Annotated in this window: 20 protein-coding genes; 11 read left to right on the top strand and 9 right to left on the bottom strand. The window is 58.8% G+C overall.

The window, feature by feature from the left end:
- Nucleotides 1-108: 108 nt before the first annotated feature.
- Nucleotides 109-1,278 carry a site-specific integrase gene (locus ACWPM9_RS22585; protein WP_484758077.1) on the bottom strand — a complete coding sequence of 390 codons (1,170 nt, stop codon included), beginning with the start codon at nt 1,276-1,278 and terminating at the stop codon, nt 109-111.
- A gap of 187 nt (nt 1,279-1,465) precedes the next feature.
- Between ACWPM9_RS22585 and ACWPM9_RS22580 the strand changes: the two genes are divergently transcribed.
- Nucleotides 1,466-2,602 (top strand): RHE_PE00001 family protein, encoded by a 1,137-nt coding sequence (locus tag ACWPM9_RS22580; RefSeq protein WP_484758076.1) that lies wholly within the window; start codon nt 1,466-1,468, stop codon nt 2,600-2,602.
- A gap of 116 nt (nt 2,603-2,718) precedes the next feature.
- Here ACWPM9_RS22580 and ACWPM9_RS22575 read toward each other — a convergent pair whose 3' ends face one another.
- The 8 genes from ACWPM9_RS22575 to ACWPM9_RS22540 all read right to left on the bottom strand — a co-directional run bounded on the left by ACWPM9_RS22575 (nt 2,719) and on the right by ACWPM9_RS22540 (nt 12,564).
- Nucleotides 2,719-3,786 carry an ABC transporter ATP-binding protein gene (locus ACWPM9_RS22575; RefSeq protein ID WP_484758075.1) on the bottom strand — a complete coding sequence of 356 codons (1,068 nt, stop codon included), beginning with the start codon at nt 3,784-3,786 and terminating at the stop codon, nt 2,719-2,721.
- A gap of 11 nt (nt 3,787-3,797) precedes the next feature.
- Nucleotides 3,798-4,631, bottom strand: coding sequence for a carbohydrate ABC transporter permease (locus tag ACWPM9_RS22570; RefSeq protein ID WP_428189017.1), 834 nt, complete (start codon nt 4,629-4,631; stop codon nt 3,798-3,800).
- Nucleotides 4,632-4,635: 4 nt separating this feature from the next.
- The gene (locus ACWPM9_RS22565) at nt 4,636-5,559 is read right to left on the bottom strand and encodes a carbohydrate ABC transporter permease (protein ID WP_428189018.1); all 924 of its coding nucleotides are present in this window, start codon (nt 5,557-5,559) and stop codon (nt 4,636-4,638) included.
- 70 nt (nt 5,560-5,629) lie between these two features.
- Nucleotides 5,630-6,892: an ABC transporter substrate-binding protein gene (locus tag ACWPM9_RS22560; protein ID WP_484758074.1), complete on the bottom strand. Its 1,263-nt coding sequence runs from the start codon at nt 6,890-6,892 to the stop codon at nt 5,630-5,632.
- Nucleotides 6,893-6,941: 49 nt separating this feature from the next.
- The gene (locus ACWPM9_RS22555) at nt 6,942-8,111 is read right to left on the bottom strand and encodes a PLP-dependent transferase (protein WP_484758073.1); all 1,170 of its coding nucleotides are present in this window, start codon (nt 8,109-8,111) and stop codon (nt 6,942-6,944) included.
- A complete protein-coding gene (locus ACWPM9_RS22550) occupies nt 8,108-8,833 on the bottom strand; it encodes a FadR/GntR family transcriptional regulator (RefSeq protein WP_428189021.1) in 726 nt (241 codons plus the stop codon). Before ACWPM9_RS22550 ends, ACWPM9_RS22555 begins: the two co-directional genes overlap by 4 nt.
- 316 nt (nt 8,834-9,149) lie before the next feature.
- Nucleotides 9,150-10,430 (bottom strand): L-rhamnose catabolism isomerase, encoded by a 1,281-nt coding sequence (rhaI, locus tag ACWPM9_RS22545; RefSeq protein WP_484758072.1) that lies wholly within the window; start codon nt 10,428-10,430, stop codon nt 9,150-9,152.
- 31 nt (nt 10,431-10,461) lie between these two features.
- The gene (locus ACWPM9_RS22540; RefSeq protein WP_484758071.1) at nt 10,462-12,564 is read right to left on the bottom strand and encodes a bifunctional rhamnulose-1-phosphate aldolase/short-chain dehydrogenase; all 2,103 of its coding nucleotides are present in this window, start codon (nt 12,562-12,564) and stop codon (nt 10,462-10,464) included.
- A 182-nt stretch (nt 12,565-12,746) separates the two neighbouring features.
- On the opposite strand from ACWPM9_RS22540, the gene ACWPM9_RS22535 reads away from it, so the two are divergent.
- From ACWPM9_RS22535 to ACWPM9_RS22490, 10 genes are all read left to right on the top strand, one after another.
- Nucleotides 12,747-13,550 carry a DeoR/GlpR family DNA-binding transcription regulator gene (locus tag ACWPM9_RS22535; protein ID WP_428189024.1) on the top strand — a complete coding sequence of 268 codons (804 nt, stop codon included), beginning with the start codon at nt 12,747-12,749 and terminating at the stop codon, nt 13,548-13,550.
- A 42-nt stretch (nt 13,551-13,592) separates the two neighbouring features.
- Nucleotides 13,593-14,582, top strand: a complete 990-nt coding sequence (gene rhaS, locus ACWPM9_RS22530; RefSeq protein ID WP_428189025.1) for a rhamnose ABC transporter substrate-binding protein — start codon at nt 13,593-13,595, stop codon at nt 14,580-14,582.
- Nucleotides 14,583-14,717: 135 nt separating this feature from the next.
- Nucleotides 14,718-16,265 carry a sugar ABC transporter ATP-binding protein gene (locus tag ACWPM9_RS22525; RefSeq protein ID WP_484758070.1) on the top strand — a complete coding sequence of 516 codons (1,548 nt, stop codon included), beginning with the start codon at nt 14,718-14,720 and terminating at the stop codon, nt 16,263-16,265.
- The gene (locus tag ACWPM9_RS22520) at nt 16,262-17,242 is read left to right on the top strand and encodes an ABC transporter permease (RefSeq protein ID WP_428189027.1); all 981 of its coding nucleotides are present in this window, start codon (nt 16,262-16,264) and stop codon (nt 17,240-17,242) included. Before ACWPM9_RS22525 ends, ACWPM9_RS22520 begins: the two co-directional genes overlap by 4 nt.
- Nucleotides 17,239-18,240: an ABC transporter permease gene (locus ACWPM9_RS22515; RefSeq protein WP_484758069.1), complete on the top strand. Its 1,002-nt coding sequence runs from the start codon at nt 17,239-17,241 to the stop codon at nt 18,238-18,240. The genes ACWPM9_RS22520 and ACWPM9_RS22515 overlap by 4 nt, the downstream gene beginning before the upstream one ends.
- An 11-nt stretch (nt 18,241-18,251) precedes the next feature.
- Nucleotides 18,252-18,566: an L-rhamnose mutarotase gene (rhaM, locus tag ACWPM9_RS22510; protein ID WP_484758158.1), complete on the top strand. Its 315-nt coding sequence runs from the start codon at nt 18,252-18,254 to the stop codon at nt 18,564-18,566.
- Nucleotides 18,567-18,569: 3 nt separating this feature from the next.
- A complete protein-coding gene (locus ACWPM9_RS22505; protein WP_484758068.1) occupies nt 18,570-19,952 on the top strand; it encodes an FGGY-family carbohydrate kinase in 1,383 nt (460 codons plus the stop codon).
- A 259-nt stretch (nt 19,953-20,211) separates the two neighbouring features.
- Complete coding sequence (locus ACWPM9_RS22500; protein WP_428189031.1) at nt 20,212-21,249, top strand: NAD(P)-dependent alcohol dehydrogenase; 1,038 nt, start codon at nt 20,212-20,214, stop codon at nt 21,247-21,249.
- 441 nt (nt 21,250-21,690) lie between these two features.
- Entirely contained in the window at nt 21,691-22,575 is an 885-nt protein-coding gene (locus ACWPM9_RS22495) for an AraC family transcriptional regulator (RefSeq protein ID WP_428189100.1), read from the top strand.
- Between the two features lie 97 nt (nt 22,576-22,672).
- Entirely contained in the window at nt 22,673-23,587 is a 915-nt protein-coding gene (locus ACWPM9_RS22490) for an ABC transporter substrate-binding protein (RefSeq protein WP_428189032.1), read from the top strand.
- The last annotated feature ends 10 nt before the right edge of the window (nt 23,588-23,597 follow it).

The raw sequence follows: 23,597 nt of genomic DNA, 5'->3' as shown, positions 1-23,597 counted from the left end.
CTACTGCATAATTCGCCGGAACGGAACCGGTTTCAGGTGAAATTCATGCAGCAGTCTCTGTGACTGAGACGACTCCGCGTCAGATTTGACGCACATTCCGACCGGCCATCACTCGATCATCAAGCGGGCGGCCTTGCCCTGTTTCCGTTCCTGATCGTTATAATAGGCAGCGGCCTGGCTCATCGACTTGTGCTGCGATTGCTGCATGGCCTCCTGCAGCGGAATGCCGCGGTTGGCCGCCTCCGTCAGATAGCCTGAGCGAAGCCCGTGGGCGGAAAATCTCGTCTCATCCAGGCCCGCCTTCCTGCATCGCGACTTGAGGATCAGATTGACCGATTGCGGCGTGATCGCGCGTCGGTCGAGATTGCCCCATCGATCAATCCGGCGAAACACGGGACCGCCCTCGATCCTGGCCTCACGGAGCCACGCTTTCAGTGCGGTGACCGGGCGGCCAATCATCAAGGCATGGGCGTTGTCGTCGGCGGTGGTCGTCTTGGTCCGTCCCAGATTGATGGTCATACAGGGGAGGGCAGGGGAGTTCTCATCCCTGGGATCTGCGCGCACCGGTTCCTCTTCGATGAGATCCTCGACACGCAGACCGGCAAGCTCCGACCGCCGGCGACCACCGGATGCAAAGGCGGTCAAAAGGATCGCACGGTCACGCAGATCGACGAGCGTATTCTCGGAGCAGGTGGCGAGAAGCGCCGCCAGAACCTCAGCGGTAACCGCAGACTTGCTTTTGCGCTGTCTGGCCCGGCCTGTGGCACGAACGGCAAGGCGCATGGCGCTCTTCACTGCCGGCGCGGAGAACGAACCTTGCAGCCCGCGCCAACGGGTGAGGATCGACCATGATGTCAATCGCCGGCGCACCGTCGCAGGCGCATGCGGGCCGACGGATTTGAGCAGGCCCTTGGCGCGCAGTCCCGCCTCCACGTCGGTCGGCATACCATGGGCCTTGTCCTGCCGCCTTTCGTCGGTATCCCATAAATGATGCGCCACAAATTTGAGCAACAGCGTCTCAGGTGCGGGCCAGGGCAATGCCGTGCCGGTGGACAGGGCACACCAGGCTTCGAGATAGGCAAGGTCGGAGGCGAGGGCGCGAAGCGTATTGTCGCCCATGCCTTCATGGGCCAGATGTTTCAGCGTGGCGACATCGTCATCTGTCAGAAGTCCCGCCAACTGGTCGCGGCGGTCGAAGGGCAGGATGGCGTCCAGGGCATCCAGCTCTTCCGCACGTTTATGGATCTGAGCGTCTGCTGGGACTGTGTGCTTGATCATTCAGGACGATTTCGAGAGCATTGGAATTGGCGACAAGAGCATAACCAGCGCAGCCTAGCCGTTCTTAGGGCCTAAATCTATCATTATCGATATCTGCAAACTATCGTTAGTGAGAATGCCGACCTCTAGTCATATGCAGTAAGGAATATGAATTTTGATATAGAGTTCGTTTAATAAATCATTTACCATGATTTCAATGTCTTACGATCTCGCAAAATTGCCTGTGGCATCGCTGTCGAACCCCGCATTTGCGGCGGGCGTCGCATTGTCGCGCCTCGATGAGCGCGTCCTCCGTTCCGCCGTGGGTCAGGGCTGGATCGAGCGATCCCATTTTAGCGACGCCTGCGCCTCGCTTTGGATCGACGGCGAACTCGTGCATCTGGAGGACCTCGTCCTCCATGATGCCACCCGCGACATACGTGCTCCCACCCATGAACTCACGATTGCCCGAGACATCCTGAAAACGCGCCGGCGCATTGCTGCACAGCCGCCGGGCTGGGCCCTGTCGGCTGACGGCCTGCGCAGCTTACGAGGGCATGCATGGGAGACGGTGGCGGATCGCGCCGTGGCGAGCAGGATTGCCGCGCCGGATGCCAAGGCGGAGGGGATAGCGGGGGAGGGTGACGAGGCGACGCAAGACGCGACAGGCTTTGAGGCCGAATTCGCCGCAATCGATGCGCTGCTGGCGCGGTCAGACGCTGCCATCGAACAGGCGATGAAGCCCAAACCGGCTCGGGTTCGGGACAAGGATCCGCTGGTCTACGACCTCGACTGGGACGAGGACGAACGGCTGGAAGAGTGGCTGGGTGTCTTGCGACAGTTACACGACCTGCCGCCAGCCATGCAGGCTGTACTCGCTCTGGATGCCTGGAACGAACTGGCCGTTTTGCAGCATGCGCCCTGGCTCGGACGCTTGCTCGCATCGTCAATTCTGCGTGAGGCCGGGGTGACGACGGTTGCGCATCTGGCCGCATTCAATCTCGGCCTCAAATCCATTCCTGTAAATCAACGCCGTCATCGGGATCGCGACACCCGGTTGCTTGCCATTGCCCATGGTCTTTTGGCGTCCGCAGAGATCGGTCTTAAAGAACATGACCGGCTGGCGCTGGCGCGGCAGATGATGGAGCGCAAATTGATTGGACGGCGAACATCCTCGAAACTGCCGGAGCTGGTTGAGCTGGTCATGGCGCGGCCGCTGGTATCCACCGGCATGGTGGTGCAGACACTCGACGTCACACCGCAGGCGGCGCGGCGCATCGTGGGCGAGTTGGGGCTTCGCGAGATGACGGGGAGGGGGCGATTTCGGGCCTGGGGGGTAATTTGACGATTGACCGGTATTCTTCCTGACCGCTCGGGCCGCGACCACGGAGCCCATAAGGGCTCCGTTGTCGGCTGTCCTGCCCCGCGATCAGTCCTTTCCATAGTGCCGCCTGCGGCAGCCTAATCGACGCGGTTGCCGTCGGCATCGAAGATATGGATATGCTCGGTTGGAAAATCGACGTGGATGACCGGTTGTGGGTTGAGAACGGAACGATCGAGCGTGTAGATCTTGAAGCGCTGACCGTGGATCGAGAGGTGGAGGATGATGCCAAAGCCGGTGGGTTCGACCAGCTCGACGTCAGCCTTCCATCGGCCCTTATCGGCAATCACCACATGTTCCGGGCGAATGCCCAAAGTGGCGACACTTCCGTTTCCAAGGCCACTGCGCGGTGTCACCGGAATGGGGGTGCCATTGGCAAGCTTGATCTCGGCGTGATCTGCGGTGGCGTGGTAGCGACCTTCGAGGAAATTCATGCCCGGTGAGCCAATGAAACTGGCCACGAAGAGATTGGCTGGACGATCGTAAAGGTCGAGCGGTGCGCCGACCTGCTGCACCACGCCGCCATGCATGGCGACGATCCGGTCGGCGAGTGTCATTGCCTCGATCTGGTCATGGGTCACATAGATCGATGTCGCACCAAGATCCGCATGCATCTTCTTGATCTCGGCGCGCATCTGTTCCCGCAGGCGGGCGTCGAGGTTGGACAGCGGCTCGTCGAACAGAAAGGCTTTTGGCTCACGAACGATCGCCCGGCCCATGGCGACACGTTGGCGCTGGCCGCCCGACAAGGCCTTCGGCCGGCGCGCGAGATAGGGCTCCAGACCGAGCTTGTCTGCTGCACCTTTGACTGCAGCCTGGATTGTCTCCTTGGCCTTTTTGCGCAGTCGCAGGCTGTAGCTCATATTGTCGGCGACCGTCATATGCGGATAGAGCGCATAGGACTGAAACACCATGGCAATGTCGCGATCCTTCGGTGGAAGGTCGTTGACGCGTTTGTCGGCGATGCGGATGTCTCCGGAGCTCACCTCTTCGAGGCCGGCGATCATGCGCAGAAGTGTGGACTTTCCGCAGCCCGAAGGACCGACGAGAACGATGAACTCGCCGTCCTGAATGGTCAGATCGACGCCGTGCAAGACGGGAAAATTGCCGTAATTCTTGCGGACGCCCTGAATATCGATGGATGCCATTGTAAAACCTTTCAGCCTTTGACCGCGCCGGCCGTCAGGCCCTGCACGAGGTAGCGCTGTATGAGCAGGAAGAAGAGGCAGGCTGGAATGAGCGCCAATACGCCCGCCGCCATCATCTGCCCGAAATCGACGGAGAACTTGGACACGAAGGTGAGAAGACCGACAGGGAAGGTGGCCGCGTCGGAACCCGAGATGAGCATCAGCGCGAACAACAACTCGCTCCAGGCCGCGGTGAACACGAAGCCCAGCGTGGCGGCTATGCCGGGGAGGGTGAGCGGCAGGATGATCTGCCGAAATGCCATGAATTGCGTGGCACCATCAATCATGGCCGCCTCTTCGAGATCCTTGGGTATGCCGTCGAAGAAGGACTGCATGAGGAAGGTGGCAAAGGGCACATTGAAGGCCGTGTAAACGATGATGAGGCCGGTGAGACTGTTGGTCAGTCCAAGCGGCGACAGAAGTTTGAAGATCGGCGCAACCAGCATGACCAGCGGAAACATCTGCGTGATCAGCATCAGTGCGACAATCCAGTATTTTGCGCGGAAGGAGAAGCGCGACAGCGCGTAACCGGACAGAGACGCCAGGATCGTGACGATAAAGGCGGTCGATCCTGCAACGATGACGCTGTTGCGAAAGAAGATCGGGAAATCGCTATGGGCGATCACAAAGCGGAAGTGGTCGAATGTCGTGCGCGATGGCCACATTCGAACGCCCTCGGAATACAACAGGTCGTTCGGCGTTACGGCCACTTTCAACAGCCAGAACAAGGGGAAGAGTGCAAAGACGATATAGACGAGGATCGCCAGGCGATGCGCGAGAATGAGGGGGATTTTGCGGGCGCGCATGGCATCAATCCTTGTTGAGAAGCGTCTGGCGCAAAACGATGATCAGCATGGAATAGATCAACAGCAGGCCGAGCAGCACCAGTGCCACCGCAGAGGCATAGCCAAAATCGAGACGCTTGAAGGCCTGGGTGAATATGTAGCTGGCGACAATCTGCGTACGGTCGGCAGGCCCGCCATTGGTCATGACGACGATTAGATCGGCAAAGTTTGCGATCCAGACGGTGCGCAGCAAAACGGTAATGGCAATCGTCGGCGCGAGGAAAGGCACGGTGATCGACAGGAAGCGCTGCGTGGGGCTCGCCCCATCGATCGCTGCTGCTTCATAGAGATCGCGCGGGATTGCCTGGAGCGCTGCCAAAAGCGTGATCGCGAAGAAGGGAATGCCCCACCATACATTGGCGATGATCGGACCCCACATCGCCAGATGCGGGTCGGACAGAATGTTGTTGGGTTCGCTCAATATACCGAGTGCAAAGAGCCAGTGGGGCAGGGGACCGATAACCGGGTTGAAGAGCCAGGCCCAGGTGAGGCCTGTCAGGAATGTCGGAACGGCCCATGGCAGAAATACGAGTGCCTGAACGAGGCCGCGGCCGGCAAAGGGTTTGTCGAGCAGAAGCGCCAGGATGAGTCCGAAGAAGAACTGCAGAAATACCGATGCCCCTGTCCACCAGAGCGTGTTTTGCAGCGCCCGCAGGAAGGCCTTGTCGTGACTGAGGTCCCGGAAATGATCGAGCCCGATGAAGCCGCCGGAAAAGGGTTTCAGAAGCTGGATGTCCCGGAAGGCGTAGGAAATTCCCAAAACCAGCGGCACCAGCATCACGACGACGATCAGGATGAGCGCCGGCGCGCTGTAGAGATAGGGTTCCGTCGCATGGGCGATCCGGCGCATCAGCGGACGGCGATCCTGCGTATGGGAATGGCTGGTCATGAAATCACGGGTCTCTGGCGTTTAAAAAACAGGATCCGGGCGGGGAGAACTCCCCGCCCGTTCGGTCGCATCAGTTCTTGCTTTCCAGGTACTTCTGCTGGGCTTTGGTCATGTAGTCGGCCCATTGGTCGGCGAGTTCCTGTGGCGTGATGTCGCCAAGCAGCGCCTCCTGCGATGTGCTGATCGCCAGGGAATCCTTGAAGTAGGCGAATTCCTCCAGATAGGTGGGCATCGTTGTCGGCACGGCATCCTTGTCGCCGAGTTCCTCGAACCAGCCCTTGAACTGATCGCTCGAATAGAAAGGATCGTTTTCAGCCGATTTCAGCGCCGGCAGTGTGCCCGTACGCTTGGACCAGGCAATGTTGCCTTCGGGACCTTCCAGCGCGGAAATCAACTTCCACGAGAGATCCTTGTTTTCGCTGGAAGACAACATCGACCAGCCGGCATAGCCGATGGTTGGGAAAGCCTTGCCGGATGGGCCTTTCGGCATGCCGATCACACCGAAGTCTTCAGGCTTCATGCGGTCCGCAATGGCAATCAGGGCATCCGGGTCCTGGTCGAGGAAGGCGCAGGTGCCGGAATAGAAGCCCGAGACGATCTCATTGAAGCCCCAGTTCACCGCATCCTTTGGCGCGTAACCATTCTTGTAAAGGTCGATCAGCCAGGTGAGGCCCTTGACCCAGCCCTCGGAGTTGAAGGTGGAGGTGCCGTCTTCGTTGAAGAATGCATTGGAGCCAGCCATGGTGGCGCCAAACATGACCCAACCGTTCAGGCCTCCGGGGCCGCCGCGCAGGCAATAGCCGTATTTCCCGGGCAAGGCGGAGACCTTCTTGGAGGCATCGAGGAACTCGTCCATGGTCTTCGGAGGTTCGGAAACGCCTGCCTCTGCAAGAAGCTTCTTGTTGTAGAACATGGCCCGCAAATAAAAGCCGTAAGGCAGCATATAGGCTGTGTCCTTGACATCCCGGCCCAGCTCAAGTGTCCGGTCGGAAAGGTCGGAGGTATATTCCCAGTCCTTGAGATAAGGCTCAAGGCTCTCCAGCATGCCGTTATTGGCATAGAGCGAGAGCCAGGTGTCCGGCATTTCCATGATGTCCGGAACGTCACCAGCCGAAACCATGGTTGCAAATTTCTGGAAGGCTTCGCCCCAAGGCAGCGAGATGATCTCGACATGCGTACCGGGATTGGCTTCCTCGAATTTCGCGACAATGGATTTAAGCGTTTCCGTGCGATCCGGGCTGGTGATGACCTCGACCAGCTTCAACGTGGTATCGGCAAGCGCCGTACCAGCCATCATCGTGGTGAGGAGTGCAGCGGTGATTAGTCTTTTCATCGTAGTTCGCCCTTCTGGTTCAGTTTCTGGTTGGACTGCCGTCTTTCTTTCAGTCTTGGGAAGCAGCGATCGCCGCCTCCAGATCGCCCCACAGTGCCTCGGTTCCCTCAAGGCCGACATGGAGACGGATTGAACGCGCACTGATCCCGAAGGTCTGCGCGGAATTGGGTTGTGCCTTTTGCTGGAGGACGACTTCGCCCGGCACAACGAGACTTTCGTGGCCGCCCCAGCTCACACCCAGCTTGAAGAATTTGAGGCGATCGCAGAACTTCTGGATGTCGACGCCATCCTTGAATGTGAAGGAGAAAAGGCCTGACGTTCCCTTGAGCCCGGGTGGAAGGCGGTTGGCGAGGGCCGGGTGGAACACCTGATCGACAGTTGCATGCGCCTGAAGGCGGCGGGCAATCTCCAAAGCGGACGCTTCATGGGCCTTCATGCGCACAGGCAGGGTGCGCATGCCGCGTACCAGTAACCAGGCATCGAAGGGAGAGAGTTTGCCGCCGAGATAAGGCAGGCTTTCGCCGCGTATCGTGTCGATCAACTGCTTGGAGCCTGTAACGACACCCGCCACGACATCGCTGTGACCACCCAGATATTTGGAGGCGGAATGCAAGACGAGATCGACGCCAAGCGTCAGCGGCTGTTGAAAGACAGGGCTCGCCCAACTGTTGTCGATCACGGAAAGGACATCGTGTTTTCGCGCAAGCGCCGCCAGGGCGCCGACATCATGGGTCTCCATAACCCAGCTTGTGGGGCTTTCCAGATAAAGCAGCCTGGCGCCCGGAAGTGCCTTGTCCACCGCTGCTTCATCGGCGCCATCGACATAGGTAACCTCAATGCGCATGCGTTTGAGGATGGTGCCGAACAGACGAAAGGCGTCGGGATAGACATGGCGCACGGCGACAATGCGGTCTCCCGGCTCGACAAAAGCCAGAACGGTGGAGGAGATCGCCGCCATGCCGCTTCCGAAGCCCAGCGCATCCTCGCCGCCCTCGAGGCGGGCCAACATCTCCTCAAACACCCGTACCGTCGGATTGAGGCCGCGCGAGTAAACGGGCCTGCTCTTTTCGCCGCGATAGGTCGACAACATTTCGTCATAGGTCGAGAAGGTGAAAAGCGACGTCTGGACGATCGGCGGCACCACCGCATCGAAGGCGTGGGCCTCGTCATGCGCGGTGATCAGCGAAAAGGCTTCAAACGGGTCCAGGCCGTTGTTCATCGGGACATTTCCTTGATGTCTTCCTCGACCACATCGAGGATCTTGAGTGTTTCGCGCCGCGCCGCTTCGGTGTCCTGGGCGGCGATCGCGTTGAAAAGGGTTCGGTGATAGGGAAAGGAGCGGCGGGCAAAATCCGGCCGATCGAAGGGCTTGCACCAGAAACGCTCGAAGGTTTCCCGCATCTGCTCGAGCAACTGACGGAAAAGCGGATTGTGTGCGGCGTCGTAGATCGCAAGGTGAAAGGCGAGGTCTTCCGGCCCCGAAGTGCCTGTGGATAGCTGCACACGCTCCATTATGTTGAGCTTTTCCTCAATGTTTGCGAGATCCTCGGCGGTGCGGCGGCGGGCGGCGACCGTGGCCGCCTCGACTTCCAGTCCACGTCTGACTTCGAGCGTCTGCATCAGCGCGTCGCTTAGATGGGTGGCATTGAGAGAGAGCGGCATATGAATGGTCGCGCTGTTGATCGGCTTCAGCAGATAGGTGCCGGAGCCCTTGCGCGTTTCCATGACGCCCAGGGCCTGAAAGCGGCCGACCACTTCGCGGATGGTGGAGCGACCGACACCCAGAGCATCCATGAGTTCGCGCTCCGCCGGCAGGCGGTCACCGGCCTGAAGATTTTCACCGGAGATAAAGTTGGCAAGGGCATCGCTCACCTGCCGCGCCCTGTCCAGGGGTGCCAGCGGTTTGATCTTCGGCCCTTCTCCTGCGTCGTTTGCCGTCATTGCGGCCGATCCCCTCATATCAACGCTTCAGAATTGGTCTGACATCTTACCAAAATGCCAAGGCGGCATTTTGTCAAGCGCAGACAGCGTGTGATTGGACCTGTGCGTTGCAGCCTTAAGAGGTGCGAGAGGTGGGGATGCCGCGTAAGCGATTGCGCCCGAGGTTCAGCCGTCGCTTTTGGCGCAGACAGCGTGGGTTACGGCCTGGCGACAGATCTGGCGGGGACAGGAATAATTTAATCGGGGACAGTCCGTGGTCCTCCGCCGCAGCGGCAAAGAAGGCTGGCGAAGGACCCACGGCAACATAGAGGATGGCCTAGATAATCCCGCCACCGAGGCCGGAAACTGCCGGACGCTCTGCGGCGACCTTGGCCCGGTAACCCGACGCACGATAGGTGCTGACCGGATCGATGGCCGATCCCTTTTCCAGCCGCGCCATTGCGAGGATTGCCTCGACATCGGTCCGGAAGGCCTTTTTCAAGGTCGTTGTCGCCATCAGCGCGTCATTGGCCTCCTGATGCTCAGCCAAAGCCTTTCGGTCGACCAAAAGCGCCTGTGCATAGGCGCGCTGGACTTCCATGGCGGACACCATGAGGCTTTCAATCGGATCGGTCACATTATGCGACTGGTCCAGCATATGGGCAGGATCGAAGCCCGCCGGTTTGCGGTTTTCAGCGTCGACAAGTTCATTGAAGACAAGGAACAGGCGGTAGGGATCGATGGACCCCGTATCGAGATCGTCATCGCCATATTTCGAGTCGTTGAAATGGAAGCCACCAAGCTTGCCGAACTGGACAAGCCGGGCAACGATCATCTCGATATTGACGTTTGGCGCATGATGACCGAGATCGACGAGGCAGAAAGCTTTCGGGCCAAGTTCCTGGGCGATCATGAAGTTCGTGCCCCAATCCTGGACCACGGTGGAATAGAAGGCCGGTTCGTACATCTTGTGCTCGGAGAATATCCTCCAGTCCTCGGGCAGAGCCTTGTAGACACTCTTCATCGCATCGAGATAGCGCTCGAACTGGCGGGTGAAATTGGTCTGTCCGGGAAAGTTCGATCCATCGCCGATCCAGACCGTCAGAGCCTTGGAGCCGATCGCCTTGCCGATCTCGATGCACTCGATGTTATGCTCGATGGCCTGTTGGCGCGTAGCTGCATCGCCATGGGACAGGGATCCGAATTTGTAGGACAGTGCCTGATCGGTTTGGTCCTGGAACGTGTTGGAATTCATCGCGTCGAAGGCAAGACCGGTTTCCTCGGCCTTTGCCTTCAGATCCGCCGGGTTCGCCTTGTCCCAGGGAATATGCAGCGAGACCGTCGGCGTTGCCCCGGTCAGCTTTTGAATGACGGCGCAATCGTCGAGCTTGTCGAAGATATTGCGCGGCTCGCCCTTGCCTGGAAAACGGGCAAAGCGTGTTCCACCCGTGCCCACGCCCCAGGATGGCACGGCGACACCATAGGCAGACACCTTCGCCTTCACGGCATCGATGTCGATGCCGCGGCGGGCAAGCTGCTCGCCAAGGGCATTGTAGTCGGCCTTCAGGGCCGCGGATGCGCTGTCGTTGACGCGCGCGATGACGTCTTTTTCAATCATGTTATTTCCTCCCGATCGGTCTCAAACAATGCTAGCGCGTGAACGCCTGCACATTGCCCGCGTCGACGTTGATGATATTGCCGGTCGACTTGGCTGAGGCTTCCGATCCGAAGAAATAGACGGCTTCGGCAATATCCTCGGGCAGAACCGAGCGCTTCAGCATGGAGCGCTGGCGGTACATTTCTTCCAGGCCCTCCTTGTCCGTCTTGTAGGTTGAAGCGCGCTGGTCGAGCCATTCGCCGGACCAGATCTTGGAGCCACGAAGCACGGCGTCGGGATTGACGACGTTAACGCGAATGCCGGCTTCGGCACCCTCGAGCGCCAGGCAGCGGGCCAGGTGGATTTCCGACGCCTTGGCCGTGCAGTAGGCCGACGCGTTCGGCGAAGCGGCAAGGCCGTTCTTCGAGGCGATGAAGACCATCGAACCGCCGATCCCCTGCTTGCGCAGCATCTTGAAGGCTTCGCGCGCCACCAGGAAATAGCCCGTCGACAGGATCGCCATATTGCGGTTCCACAGGTCGAGCGAGGTTTCCTCGACAGGAGCGGACGATGCAATACCCGCGTTCGAGACGACGATATCGACACCGCCGAACTGGACGGCCATGTTTGCATAGGCGCCCGCGACGGCACCTTCGTCCGTCACATTCATGTTGACCGTGCGCACCACATCCTTCGAATAGGCGGCGGAAAGCTGTGCAGCCGTATTTTCAAGTGCCGCCGCATCGATATCGGCCAGCACCACGCAGGCGCCTTCCGAGAGCAGCCGCGCCGCCGTCGCCGAGCCGATGCCGCCGGCACCGCCGGTGACGATCGCAACGCGGCCGGCAAGGCTCTTCGGTTTCGGCATGCGCTGCAGCTTCGCTTCTTCGAGCAGCCAGTACTCAATATCGAAGGCTTCCTGCTCCGGCAGGCCGCAATAGGTCGAAACGGTGGATGCGCCGCGCATCACGTTGATGGCGTTTGTGTAGAACTCGCCGGAAATACGCGCCGTCGCCTTGTCTTTGGCGAAGGTGATCATGCCGACGCCGGGAACCAGATAGACGACGGCATTCGGGTCGCGTATCGCCGGGCTGTTGTCGTGCTTGCAGCGTTCGTAATAGGCGGCGTAGTCCTTGCGATATTGTTCGACACTGCCGGTGAGGCTTTCGAGAGTCGCGTCGATATTCGGGTTTGCGGGGTCGAATTCGACCACCAGCGGGCGGATCTTGGTGCGCAGGAAGTGGTCCGGGCAGCTGGTGCCCAGCGCCGCGAGCGCCTCCATGTCATTGGAGCACACAAACTGCAGCACGGCGTCGGAATCGTCGAAATGTCCCACCATGTGGACTTCGCCGGACACCATGCCGCGAATGGCCGGCATCAGGCTTGCCGCAATCTCTTGCCGCTCCTTGGCCTCAAGCGTCTTGTGCTTGACGCCACCGAAAACAGCTTTTTCGCTCGTTTCCTGTTCGAACCAGGCAATTGCCCGATTGATAATATCGATGGTGGTTTCGTAGCAGTCTTCCGCCGTATCGGCCCAGGTAAACAGGCCATGGCTTTCGAGGACGACGCCCTTGGCATGGGGATTATCCAGGCAGAATTTCTCCAGCCACAGGCCCAGTTCGTATCCGGGCCGTTTCCACGGCAGCCAGCCAATCTCGTCACCGAAGATACGGGCTGTCAGTTCCTTGCTATTGGCAGATGCCGCGATGGCAATGATCGCATCGGGGTGCATATGGTCGACATGCTTCTTCGGCACATAGGCATGCAGAGGCGTATCGATGGAGGCAGCGCGTGGATTGAGATTGAAGGTGCAATGCGGCAGATAGCCGACCATTTCATCTTCGAATTCCACGCCGCGATAAACGTCCTTCAGCGCATTCAGCTTGTCCATGTAGAGGGTGGAGAAGCCATCCATCTTGATGGTGCCGACATCGCCACCTGAACCCTTGACCCACAGGACCTCGACCATTTCACCGGTCAGTGGATCCTTTTCCATAACCTTCGCCGAGGTATTGCCGCCGCCATAATTGGTCACGCGCTTGTCGGAGCCGAGCAGGTTCGAGCGGTAGAGAAGCAATTCGGGTTGGCTCATGCCGGAGGCGCGATCCTTGTCCCACAGGTTTTCCAGCCGCGAACCGGCCTGTTTATTCAGCATGACGCTCCTCCCATAGACGCTTTGTAGAATTGGTATTTCGTATATCGTTGCCCTCATCGCAGCAGAAAGTCAATCACAAACGATCAAAAACAATCATTGTGCGACGCAATATGAAAGTATTTGATCGTTTGTGATTGACAATGCGTATTTTCAGTGGAAATCTGTCAATCGGGAGGAAGCAAATGCACGAGACCGAACGCCACAGAATCATCTTGTCAGCGGTGCAGGAAAAACCTGTCGTCACCGTGCAGGAGATGGTCGAATTGACGGCGTCTTCAGAGGCGACGATCCGGCGTGATATCGCCACCTTGCATGTGCAGAAAAAACTGCGGCGCGTTCGTGGTGGTGCCGAATCGGTCAATCCACCGCAATTCGTCGGTCTTGCCGGGCGACCGTTCAGCGTCAATGAATCGATCAATACTGCTCAAAAGCGCGCAATCGCGCTCAAGGCGGTCGAGCTCTGCCAGGATGGCGATCCGATCATCATCAATGGCGGTACCACGACATTCCAGATGGTGCATCCACTGGCAAGCAAGCGGTGTCAGGTCTTCACCAACTCGTTCCCAATCGCGGAACATCTGCTGAAGCATTCAAAGAACACGATCATGCTGTCGGGCGGCGTGATCTACCGAGAACAGAATATCATTCTGAGCCCGTTCGATAACGACGTGACGCGCAATTTCTATGCAAAACGCATGTTTATGGGTGCCCAGGGGCTGGGTCATCTGGGTCTGATGGAAGCAGATCCACTGCTGATACAGGCAGAACAGAAGCTGATCGATCAGGCGGATGAACTGGTCGTGCTGGCCGATTCCTCGAAGTTCAAGAAGCGTTCCAGCCTTATTCTTTGCCGTCTGGAGCGCATCACAACAATCATAACGGACAACGGAATTCGCGACGAAGACCGCCTCATGCTGGAGAATGCAGGGGTGGGCCTGGTCATTGCGGATAAGGCAGGAAGTGAAAAGACAGCCTCAGTCGCATGACGCGCCGGAGGCTTTGGACCTTATTGGGAGGAGGAACAACGCATGAATATTCTAAAGACACTGGCCATGACCACCGCGATTGCGGCGACCATGCTGGCCGCGCCGGCCATGGCACAGGAGCGCATCGCTCTTGTGGTGAAATCACTCGGCAACGGCTTCTTTGACGCCGCAGCCAAGGGTGCGGAGGAAGCGGCCAAGGAAATCGGCGACATCGAGGTCATCTATACCGGACCGACCTCGGCGACAGCCGAAGGTCAAATCGAGATCGTCAACTCGCTCATCGCCCAGAATGTCGATGCGATTGCCATTTCGGCCAATGATCCGGATGCTCTCGTGCCGGCCCTGAAAAAGGCCATGGACCGCGGCATCAAGGTCATTTCGTGGGATTCCGGTGTTGCGGCTGAAGGCCGGATGTTGCACCTCAATCCGTCGGATACGAATCTGATTGGCGAGACTATCATCAAGCTGGCAGCCGACTATCTGCCGGATGGCGGCGATGTTGCGATCCTGTCGGCCTCTTCGACGGCGACCAACCAGAATGCCTGGATCGACGCTGCCAAGAAGGTCCTTCCGGAAAAATTCCCGAACATCAATCTGGTCTCCGTGGTCTATGGCGACGATGATTCGGTGAAGAGCACCAACGAAGCCAAGGGTCTGATTTCCAGCTACCCGGATCTGAAGGCAATCATCGCGCCGACCACTGTCGGCGTCGTTGCAGCCGCCCAGGTGGTGACCGACCAGAACCTGATCGGCAAGATCAACGTAACGGGCCTCGCATTGCCATCCGAGTTCAAGCAGTTCATCGACAATGGCGCTTCGCAGGCCGTGGCGTTGTGGAACCCGATCGATCTCGGCTATTCCGCCGTCTATCTGAGCCATGCACTGATCGGCGGCAAGGAAGCCAAGCCCGGCGAGACATTCGCAATCGGCAAGGTTGGCGAGATCACACTTGACGACACAAACTCGGCACCGATGGCGGCCCCATACACCTTCGACAAGTCCAACATCGACGAGTTCTCGAAGATCTACTGATCCCTGCCGGGAACGGCCGGTGGCGTTTGCGCCGCCGGCATTTCGGGCGGACACGGGATTGGTCGGACCTCGATCCATTGGTCCGACCTGCTCCTGGTCAGTCGTTGAAACAGAAACAGACGAAGCGCCACGCTCATGACATTGCCGCTCAAAAAGCCGGAGGTCGTCTCCGGCACAGCAAAGCCGAAGATAAGCCTGACCGGCATCACGAAAACCTTTCCGGGTGTCCGCGCGCTCAATCAGGTGGCGCTGGACCTCTATCCCGGCCAAGTTACAGCACTGATCGGTGAAAATGGTGCTGGCAAATCGACGCTGGTGAAGACCATGACCGGTATTTATCAGCCGGACGAAGGCGAGATTTCGATCGACGGCAATCCCGTATCGCTCTCGTCGCCGCATGCGGCCTTCCAGCTCGGCATCACTGCAATCCATCAGGAAACGGTGCTTTTCGACGAGTTGAGCGTGGCTGAGAACATTTTCCTCGGTCATGCGCCGAAGACCCGGTTCAAAACGGTGGACTGGAAGACCATGCGTCAGAAGGCCAAGACACTGCTGGACGATATCGGGGCAGGGCATATTTTGCCGGACGCACGATTGAAGGATCTGAGCATAGCCAACAAACATCTGGTGGCGGTCGCGCGCGCCTTGTCCATCAATGCCGACATCGTCATCATGGACGAGCCCACCGCAGCGCTGTCCTACAAGGAGATCGAGGATCTCTTTGCCTTGATCGAGCTGTTGAAGAAGAATGGCAAGGCGGTGCTTTTCATCAGCCACAAGTTCGACGAGATCTACCGCATCGCCGACCGCTATACGGTGTTTCGTGACGGCGAACTGGTGGGCCACGGAATGCTCGCCGACACCGGGCAGGACGAGATCGTACAGATGATGGTGGGCCGCTCGGTCGATCGGGTCTTCCCGAAGCAGCAGGTGGAATTGGGGGAACCTGTGCTGACTGTCTCCGGCTATTGCCATCCCACCGAATTCGCCGATATCGGCTTCACGCTGCGCAAGGGCGAAATCCTCGGCTTCTACGGCCTTGTCGGTGCGGGTCGAAGCGAGTTGATGCAGGCGCTGATCGGGATCACCAAGCCATCCAAGGGTGCTGTACGCATCGGAGACGACATTGCCGTCATCCGCAGCCCGGCCGAGGCAATCGAGAACGGCATTGTCTATGTGCCCGAGGAACGCGGCAAGCAGGGCGTGGTCGTTGACCTGCCGATTGTCCAGAACATATCGCTGCCCTCGCTGGCCCGGACATCGAGAAACGGGTTCTTGAGGATGGCCGAGGAATTTGCGCTGGCCCGGGAATATGCCACACGTCTCGATCTCAGAGCCGCATCGCTGAGCCAGAATGTAGGCACCCTGTCCGGCGGCAACCAGCAAAAAATCGTGATCGCCAAGTGGTTGGCCACTCAGCCCCGCGTGATCATTCTCGATGAGCCGACAAAGGGCATCGACATCGGCTCCAAGGCCGCAGTGCATGCCTTCATGAGCGAACTGGCTGCCAATGGGCTGGCCGTCATCATGGTCTCCTCGGAACTGCCCGAAGTGATGGGCATGAGCGACCGGATCATTGTCATGCGGGAAGGACGTATCGCAACCGTCGTGGAAAGCGATAGCGGCTTCAACGCGGAGGTTCTTGTCCGCGCGGCCGCCGGCATTGGGGAGAAGGCTGCATGACCACGCTTTTACGCACCCGCGAATTCTGGCTTGCCATCATTGTTGCTGCAATGATTCTGGCCACAAATCTGCGTGCACCGGGCTTTGCCTCGCTCGGCAATCTGGCCGGAATCTTCAATGATACCGCCATGCTGATCATTCTGGCGCTCGGGCAGATGGCGGTTATTCTGACGCGCTCGATCGACCTTTCCATGGCATCCAACCTCGCCTTGACGGGGATGATCGTCGCGCTGATCAATGCTGCCTATCCCGGAATTCCGATCCCTGCACTGATGCTGTTTGCCGTCATCTGTGGTTTGCTGTTGGGTGCTTTCAACGGCCTGTTGATCTGGCTGCTCGACATCCCCGCCATTGTCGTCACGCTGGGAACGCTCACCATCTATCGGGGCATGATCTTCCTGATTGCCGGCGGGCAATGGGTGAACGCGGACGCGATGAGCCCGGCCTTCGTTCAATATACCCGCATCGAGGTTCTGGGACTGCCTCTTCTGTCCTGGTATGCGATCGTGGTTGCCGTCGGCTTCTTCTTACTGATGACGCGCACATCGCTGGGCCGTGCAATCTACGCCATCGGCGTCAACCCAACAGCGTCGGTCTATGCCGGCATCAATGTCGGTCGCACCAAGTTTTCTGCCTTCCTGATTTCGGGCGCCGTCTCCGGATTCTGCGGATATCTGTGGGTATCCCGTTATGTGATCGGTTCTGTCGAAGTCGCCAAAGGTTATGAACTCACCATCGTTGCAGCCTGTGTCATCGGCGGCATATCGATTGCGGGCGGTGTCGGCACCGTTGCCGGCGCGATCCTCGGTGCGCTGTTCTTGGGCGTGATCAATGTCGCCCTTCCGGTCATCAATGTTTCGCCCTTCTGGCAGATGGCGATCTCGGGCGCTGCGATCATTCTGGCTGTCGTCGTCAATGCGCGCGGAGAGAAGCGCGGCAACAGGCTAATCCTTCGCCAGACAGAGGTGCCGTCATGAGCGATATAACGCACGAAACCCGTCACATTCCCGACAGGCTGGACAGCCCGCTTCGCGGTGCCATCGTCTCATGGCCGACGCTGCTGCTGATCGTGGCCGTTGGTCTGTTCGTGGTGAACTCGTTTGCCTCACCGTATTTTCTGTCGCCCTGGTCGCTTTCGGACGCCACATTCAACTTCACCGAAAAGGCCATCATTGCACTGGCTATGGCGCTATTGATCATCTCGGGGGAAATCGATCTGTCGGTCGCCTCGATCATTGCCCTTGCCTCTACCGCCATGGGGTTTGCGCTGCAATTCGGCATCGGTACACCGGGGCTTGTTGCAATCGGCATCACCACCGGCCTGGTGTGCGGTGCCTTCAATGGATTTCTCGTTACCGGTCTCGGCCTGCCGTCGATTGTCGTCACCATCGGCACGATGAGCTTCTTCCGTGGCATTTCCTATATCGTTCTCGGAGACCAGGCCTTCAAAGGCTATCCAGCCAGCTTCGATTTCTTCGGTCAGGGCTATGTCTGGTGGGTGGTATCGTTTGAATTTGTGCTCTTCCTCGGATTTGCCCTGCTGTACTATATACTGTTGCACCAGACGAATTTCGGCCGCCACATCTTTGTCATCGGCAATAATCCCGTTGCGGCGCGGTTCTCCGGAGTGCGCGTGGAACGGGTGAAGTTTCTGCTCTTTTGTCTCACCGGCCTGATGTCGGGCATTGCAGCGGTGTTGCTCACCTCACGCCTTGCCTCGACGCGTCCCTCCATTGCTGTCGGCTGGGAACTGGAGGTCGTCACCATGGTGGTGCTTGGGGGGGTCTCTATCCTTGGCGGTTCCGGGACCATACAGGGCGTCGTGATCGCGGCCTTCATCATGGGGCTGGTGACGTTCGGCCTCGGTCTTCTCAATGTCCCGGGCATCGTCATGTCGATCTTCATCGGCGCGCTTTTGATCTTCGTCATCGCGCTCCCCATCGTCTATCGCAAGGTGATGGAGAAGCGCGCATGAGCCGGGATGGCATGGAAAAGCACGCGTTCAAGATGGTGCTCAATCCGGGGATGGCCGAGGAATACAAGCGTCGGCATGACCAGATCTGGCCGGAACTGGTGGATCTGCTGCATGAGGCGGGCGTCAACGACTACTCCATCTTTCTCGATGAGGACACCCACGCACTGTTCGCCGTTCTCTGGCGGCGGAGGGACCACACCATGGCCTCCCTTCCAGACCATCCGGTAATGCAGAAGTGGTGGGCTCATATGGCCGACATCATGGCGACGAATGCGAACCAAGAGCCGCTCTCGGTCGACCTGAAACCCGTCTTTCACATGGATTGAACGATGGGCAAACACCGCCACGTCGCCGTCATCGATATCGGCAAGACCAATGCCAAGGTGGCGTTGGTCGATCTGGAGACGCTCAGCGAAGTCGCTGTGCGCAGGCAGTCGAATACGGTGCTGGCGCGCCCGCCTTATCCACATTACGACACAGACGGCTTGTGGCACTTCATGCTGACGGCCCTGCAAGAGCTGCAGATGCTGAGGCCCATCGATGCCATCACCGTCACCACCCACGGAGCCTCTGCCGCACTTCTCGACCACAGCGGCGAACTGGCAGCGCCCGTTCTCGACTACGAGCATGGCGCACCGGACGCGCTGAGCGCAGACTATGATGCCGTCCGTCCGCATTTTGATGAAACCGGATCGCCACGTCTGCCTATGGGCCTCAATCTCGGAGCGCAGTTATTCTGGCAGTTCACTGCCTTTCCAGACATTCGGCAGCGTACCGAGACCATCGTCACCTACCCGCAATACTGGGCATTCCGGCTGAGCGGAAAGGCCGTGAACGAGGTCACGTCGCTGGGCTGTCACACCGACCTTTGGTGCCCACGGGAAAAGAACTTTTCGTCGCTGGTCGACAAGATGGACTGGACCGATTTGATGGCGCCGGTTGCAAAGGCGTCAGATTGCCTCGGCACCATCGTGCCAACTGTCGCGGCGTCGACGGGCATCTCCCAGGGTGCGAAGGTCTATTGCGGAATTCACGATTCCAACGCATCTCTGTATGCCCATCTCGCGGTCCGGCAGCCCCCTTTCTCCGTCGTGTCCACCGGCACCTGGGTCATCTCCTTTGCAATCGGTGGCGTTGACGCCGCGCTCGATCCTGCCCGCGACACACTGATCAACGTCAACGCATTTGGCGATCCTGTGCCCTCGGCACGCTTCATGGGCGGTCGTGAATTTGAGCGTATGCTCAAAGGCGTCTCGCGCGATTACCATCCGCAAGATGTCGCGTCGGTCATGGAGCGCGAGGCCATGCTGTTGCCAGCGGTGGAAACGCGCTCCGGACCTTTCCCGGGCAGAGAATACAGCTGGACGGTCGATGAGGCATTGCTGACGGATGGAGAGCGTTTTTGCGCCGTCTCTTGTTATCTCGCGCTGATGACGGCGACAGGACTCGAAATGACGGGTGCCAAAGGGACAACCTTTGTTGAGGGACCATTCGCCGATAATCCCGTCTATCTGGACATGCTGGCCTCTGCCACGGGCAGGGGCGTGTCTGCGGTGGCCGGAACCGGTACGAGCATTGGCGCGGCGATGCTGGTGGCCGGAAGCCATAATCCGGATCAGGCTCTTCCCAGTGCAACGGTCAATCCCGATGCGACAATGGCAGCCTATGCACAGAAATGGCGTGAGGCGTCGCATCATCTCGATGTGCTTTAACGCCGTCTTGGCGTTTGCCTTGCGTCGTCTCCACCGGTTGCAATCCTGCGCTGCCTGATGTCGGGCGAGAGGGACTATGCTGCCTTGTCGCGCCATTGATACACCCTTCGACGCGCTCCGATACTTTTTTCACCGCAGCACAATTTGTCGACAATGAAACACGATTTTTTGTTTACGCGGGACTTTGAAAGGGATTAGCGAGAGGTCACCGTAAGCGGAATGGCTGCGATGATTTCGAATTCGAAAGGGAGGGCATGACATGCAAGCACTGGTCCTGGAGAAGAAGGGCGAGCTGTCGCTTCGCGACTTCGACGTCCCGACCGCACTGGGCCCGAAGGACGTGCGGATCAAGATCCACACGGTCGGCATTTGCGGTTCCGATGTTCACTATTACAGCCATGGCAAGATCGGCCATTTCGTCGTTCACGAGCCCATGATCCTGGGTCATGAGGCCTCTGGCACCGTGACCGAGACAGGATCAGAGGTCACTGACCTGAAAGCGGGAGATCGGGTCTGCATGGAGCCGGGTATACCCGATTTTACCTCGCGGGCATCCAAGCTCGGGATCTACAATGTCGATCCCGCAGTGCGGTTTTGGGCCACGCCCCCGATCCATGGTTGCCTGATGCCGGAAGTGATCCATCCCGCCGCCTTCACCTACAAGCTGCCGGATACGGTCAGCTTCGCGGAAGGTGCGATGGTCGAACCCTTCGCCATCGGCATGCAGGCGGCGCTGCGCGCCCGCATCCAACCTGGCGATATCGCCGTGGTCACGGGCGCTGGCCCGATCGGCATGATGGTGGCGCTTGCTGCCCTTGCCGGCGGTTGCGCCAAGGTCATCGTGGCAGATCTCGCCCAGCCCAAGCTCGACATCATCGGTGCCTATGACGGTATCGAGACGGTCAATATTCGAAACCGTCCGGCCGTTGAGGCGGTGGCTGAGGCGACGGGCGGCTGGGGCGCCGATGTTGTTTTCGAATGCTCGGGTGCAGCGCCGGCGATCCTGGGTGTGGACAAGCTTGCCCGTCCGGGCGGTGCGATCGTCTTGGTCGGCATGCCGGTTGATCCGGCTCCTGTCGATATCGTCGGCCTGCAGGCCAAGGAATTGCGGGTCGAAACCGTGTTCCGCTACGCCAATGTCTACGATCGCGCCGTTGCCCTGATGGCCTCCGGCAAAGTCGATCTCAAGCCTCTGATCTCGGATACACTGCCCTTTGCCGACAGCATTGCGGCCTTCGACCGTGCCGTTGAGGCGCGCGAAACAGACGTCAAACTACAGATCGTCATGCCGGATTGACCGATCAGCGGCTGGGCCTTGCCGCAAGGCAGGCCCGGCCATTCTTGAGGGTTCGCCACACTGATGAAAAATCTGCGTCTCGCTGCGGGAGACTGTAAGAAAAGTATAAGGGTCGTATGGTGCTTATCTCACCGGTCCCCTTGATGCACAGCCTCGAAACCCATCGTCTTTCGCCAGTCATTTCCTCAATTTAGGTCGAAATCCTACGATTATCAGGTTGCGTTGCGGTATCGATGTCCTGCACTGCGGCAATCTCTCCCTTGACCACGCCCCCCTCCTTCCCGTTTTATCTGCTCTGAGGCGTCAAAAAAGTATCAGTATATTTCCTGTGGTGATGTTGAGAACGACACCGATAGCAGCTTAGTGTTTCGACTACGCCGAGGTCGTGGGGGGAGCCACGATACACGCCGAAAGGCAGTCGACGGGAAGGGAGGAGCCATGATGCAGCCGGATCTCGAGCTTGTTCATATTCGCAAAGGTGAATCCTTTGCGGCATGGATGCACGGCTATCCTTTCCGGACTGTCCGTTGGCACTATCATCCCGAATATGAAATCCATCTGATCGCGGCGACCAGCGGCAAATTCTACATCGGCGATTTCATTGGCGACTTCGAACCCGGCCAGCTGATCATGACGGGCCCGAACCTGCCGCAAAACTGGATCAGCGATGTGCAGTCGGACGAAATTGTCCCGGCGCGCTCACTGGTCATACAGTTTGCCGAGAACTTCATCGAGGACGCCTGTGCCACGATGCCGGAGATGGATGTCATCCGGCCGCTGCTGGATCGCAGCCATCGCGGCCTGCTGTTCGATGACGGCACGAGCGCGGCCGTTCGCCCGCTCATGGAGCAGTTGATCGAAGCACGTGGGCTGAAGCGACTTTCGCTATTCTGGCAGGTGCTCGATACCCTGGCGCAGGCGCCGGAGCCGGAAGTGCTGGCAAGCCTGAGCTACGAACTCGACCTCTCCGATATCGATGCCAGCGGGGTCAATCGGGCCATCGCCTATCTGCGAGAGCACCTGACCGAACCGGTCGGCGAGGGCGAACTGGCAGATATCGTAGGTCAAAGCGCAAGCGCCTTTTCGCGTGCCTTCAAGCGACACACGGGGACGACGCTCGTTCGCTACAAGAACCAGTTACGGATCGATCTGGCCTGCCAGCTTCTTCTCGATTCAGAAGAAATCAAGGTGGCCGAGATCTGTTACGAAGTCGGGTTTTCGAACCTGTCGAATTTCAATCGTCACTTCCTGAAGCTCAAGGGCATGTCGCCCTCGCAATTCAGGACGACGTTTGCGGCCAACGGGGCTCTGGCCATGGCCGACTAAGCGCTGACGAAACACGGAAACTGAGGAATTCGGGCGACATGGGGTCGTCCGGAAACGGGTGGTCTTTGCCTGCCCGTAAGCAATGGGAGGATTTAAAATGAATATTCTGACGAAAACATTGTCGGTTGCAGCCCTTGCCGCGACCACCGCGCTGCCAGCCATGGCCCAGGACGGCAAGCTGAAAATCGGCATGACCTTTCAGGAGATGAACAATCCCTATTTCGTTTCCATGAAGGAGGCGCTGGATGAGGCAGCCAAAAGCCTTGGCGCCGAAGTGATCGTGACCGATGCCGGCCATGATGTGGCCAAGCAGATCTCCGACGTCGAAGACATGCTGCAGCAGGGTATCGATATTCTCCTGCTCAATCCGACCGATAGCGCCGGGGTCGAGTCCGCCGTGACGATGGCCAAGCAACAAAACGTCATCGTCGTGGCCGTCGATGCCAATGCCGCCGGTCCGGTCGATACATTTGTCGGCTCCAAGAACCGTGATGCGGGCTACCAGTCCTGCAAATATCTCGGCGATGCGCTGGGTGGCAAAGGCGAGGTCGCCATCCTGGACGGCATTCCCGTTATCCCGATCCTGCAGCGCGTCGAAGGCTGCAAGGCAGCCCTGGAAGAGTTCAAGGACATCAAGCTGGTCGATACGCAGAATGGACGTCAGGACCGCTCGGTCGCATTGGGCGTGGTTGAGAACATGATCCAGTCGCATCCCGATCTCGCTGGTATCTTCTCCGTCAATGATGGCGGTGCAATGGGTGCGCTCTCGGCCATCCAGGGATCCGGCAAGGACATCAAGCTGACCTCGGTTGATGGTGCGCCGGAAGCGGTCAAGGCGATCAGCGATGGTACGCCATTCATCGAAACCACGGCGCAGTTCCCGCGCGATCAGGTTCGCGTCGGCCTCGCCATGGCGCTCGCCCAGAAGTGGGGTGCGCGCGTGGTTCCAAAGGAAGTGCCGATTGACGTTCGTGTCGTCGACTCCAAGAACGCAGCTGACTTCAGCTGGTAACATTTCCTCC

The organism is Agrobacterium sp. H141, assembly GCF_057158725.1.
The sequence above is the reverse complement of the archived record's forward strand: the minus strand, read 5'-3'. Positions and strand labels throughout refer to the sequence as shown.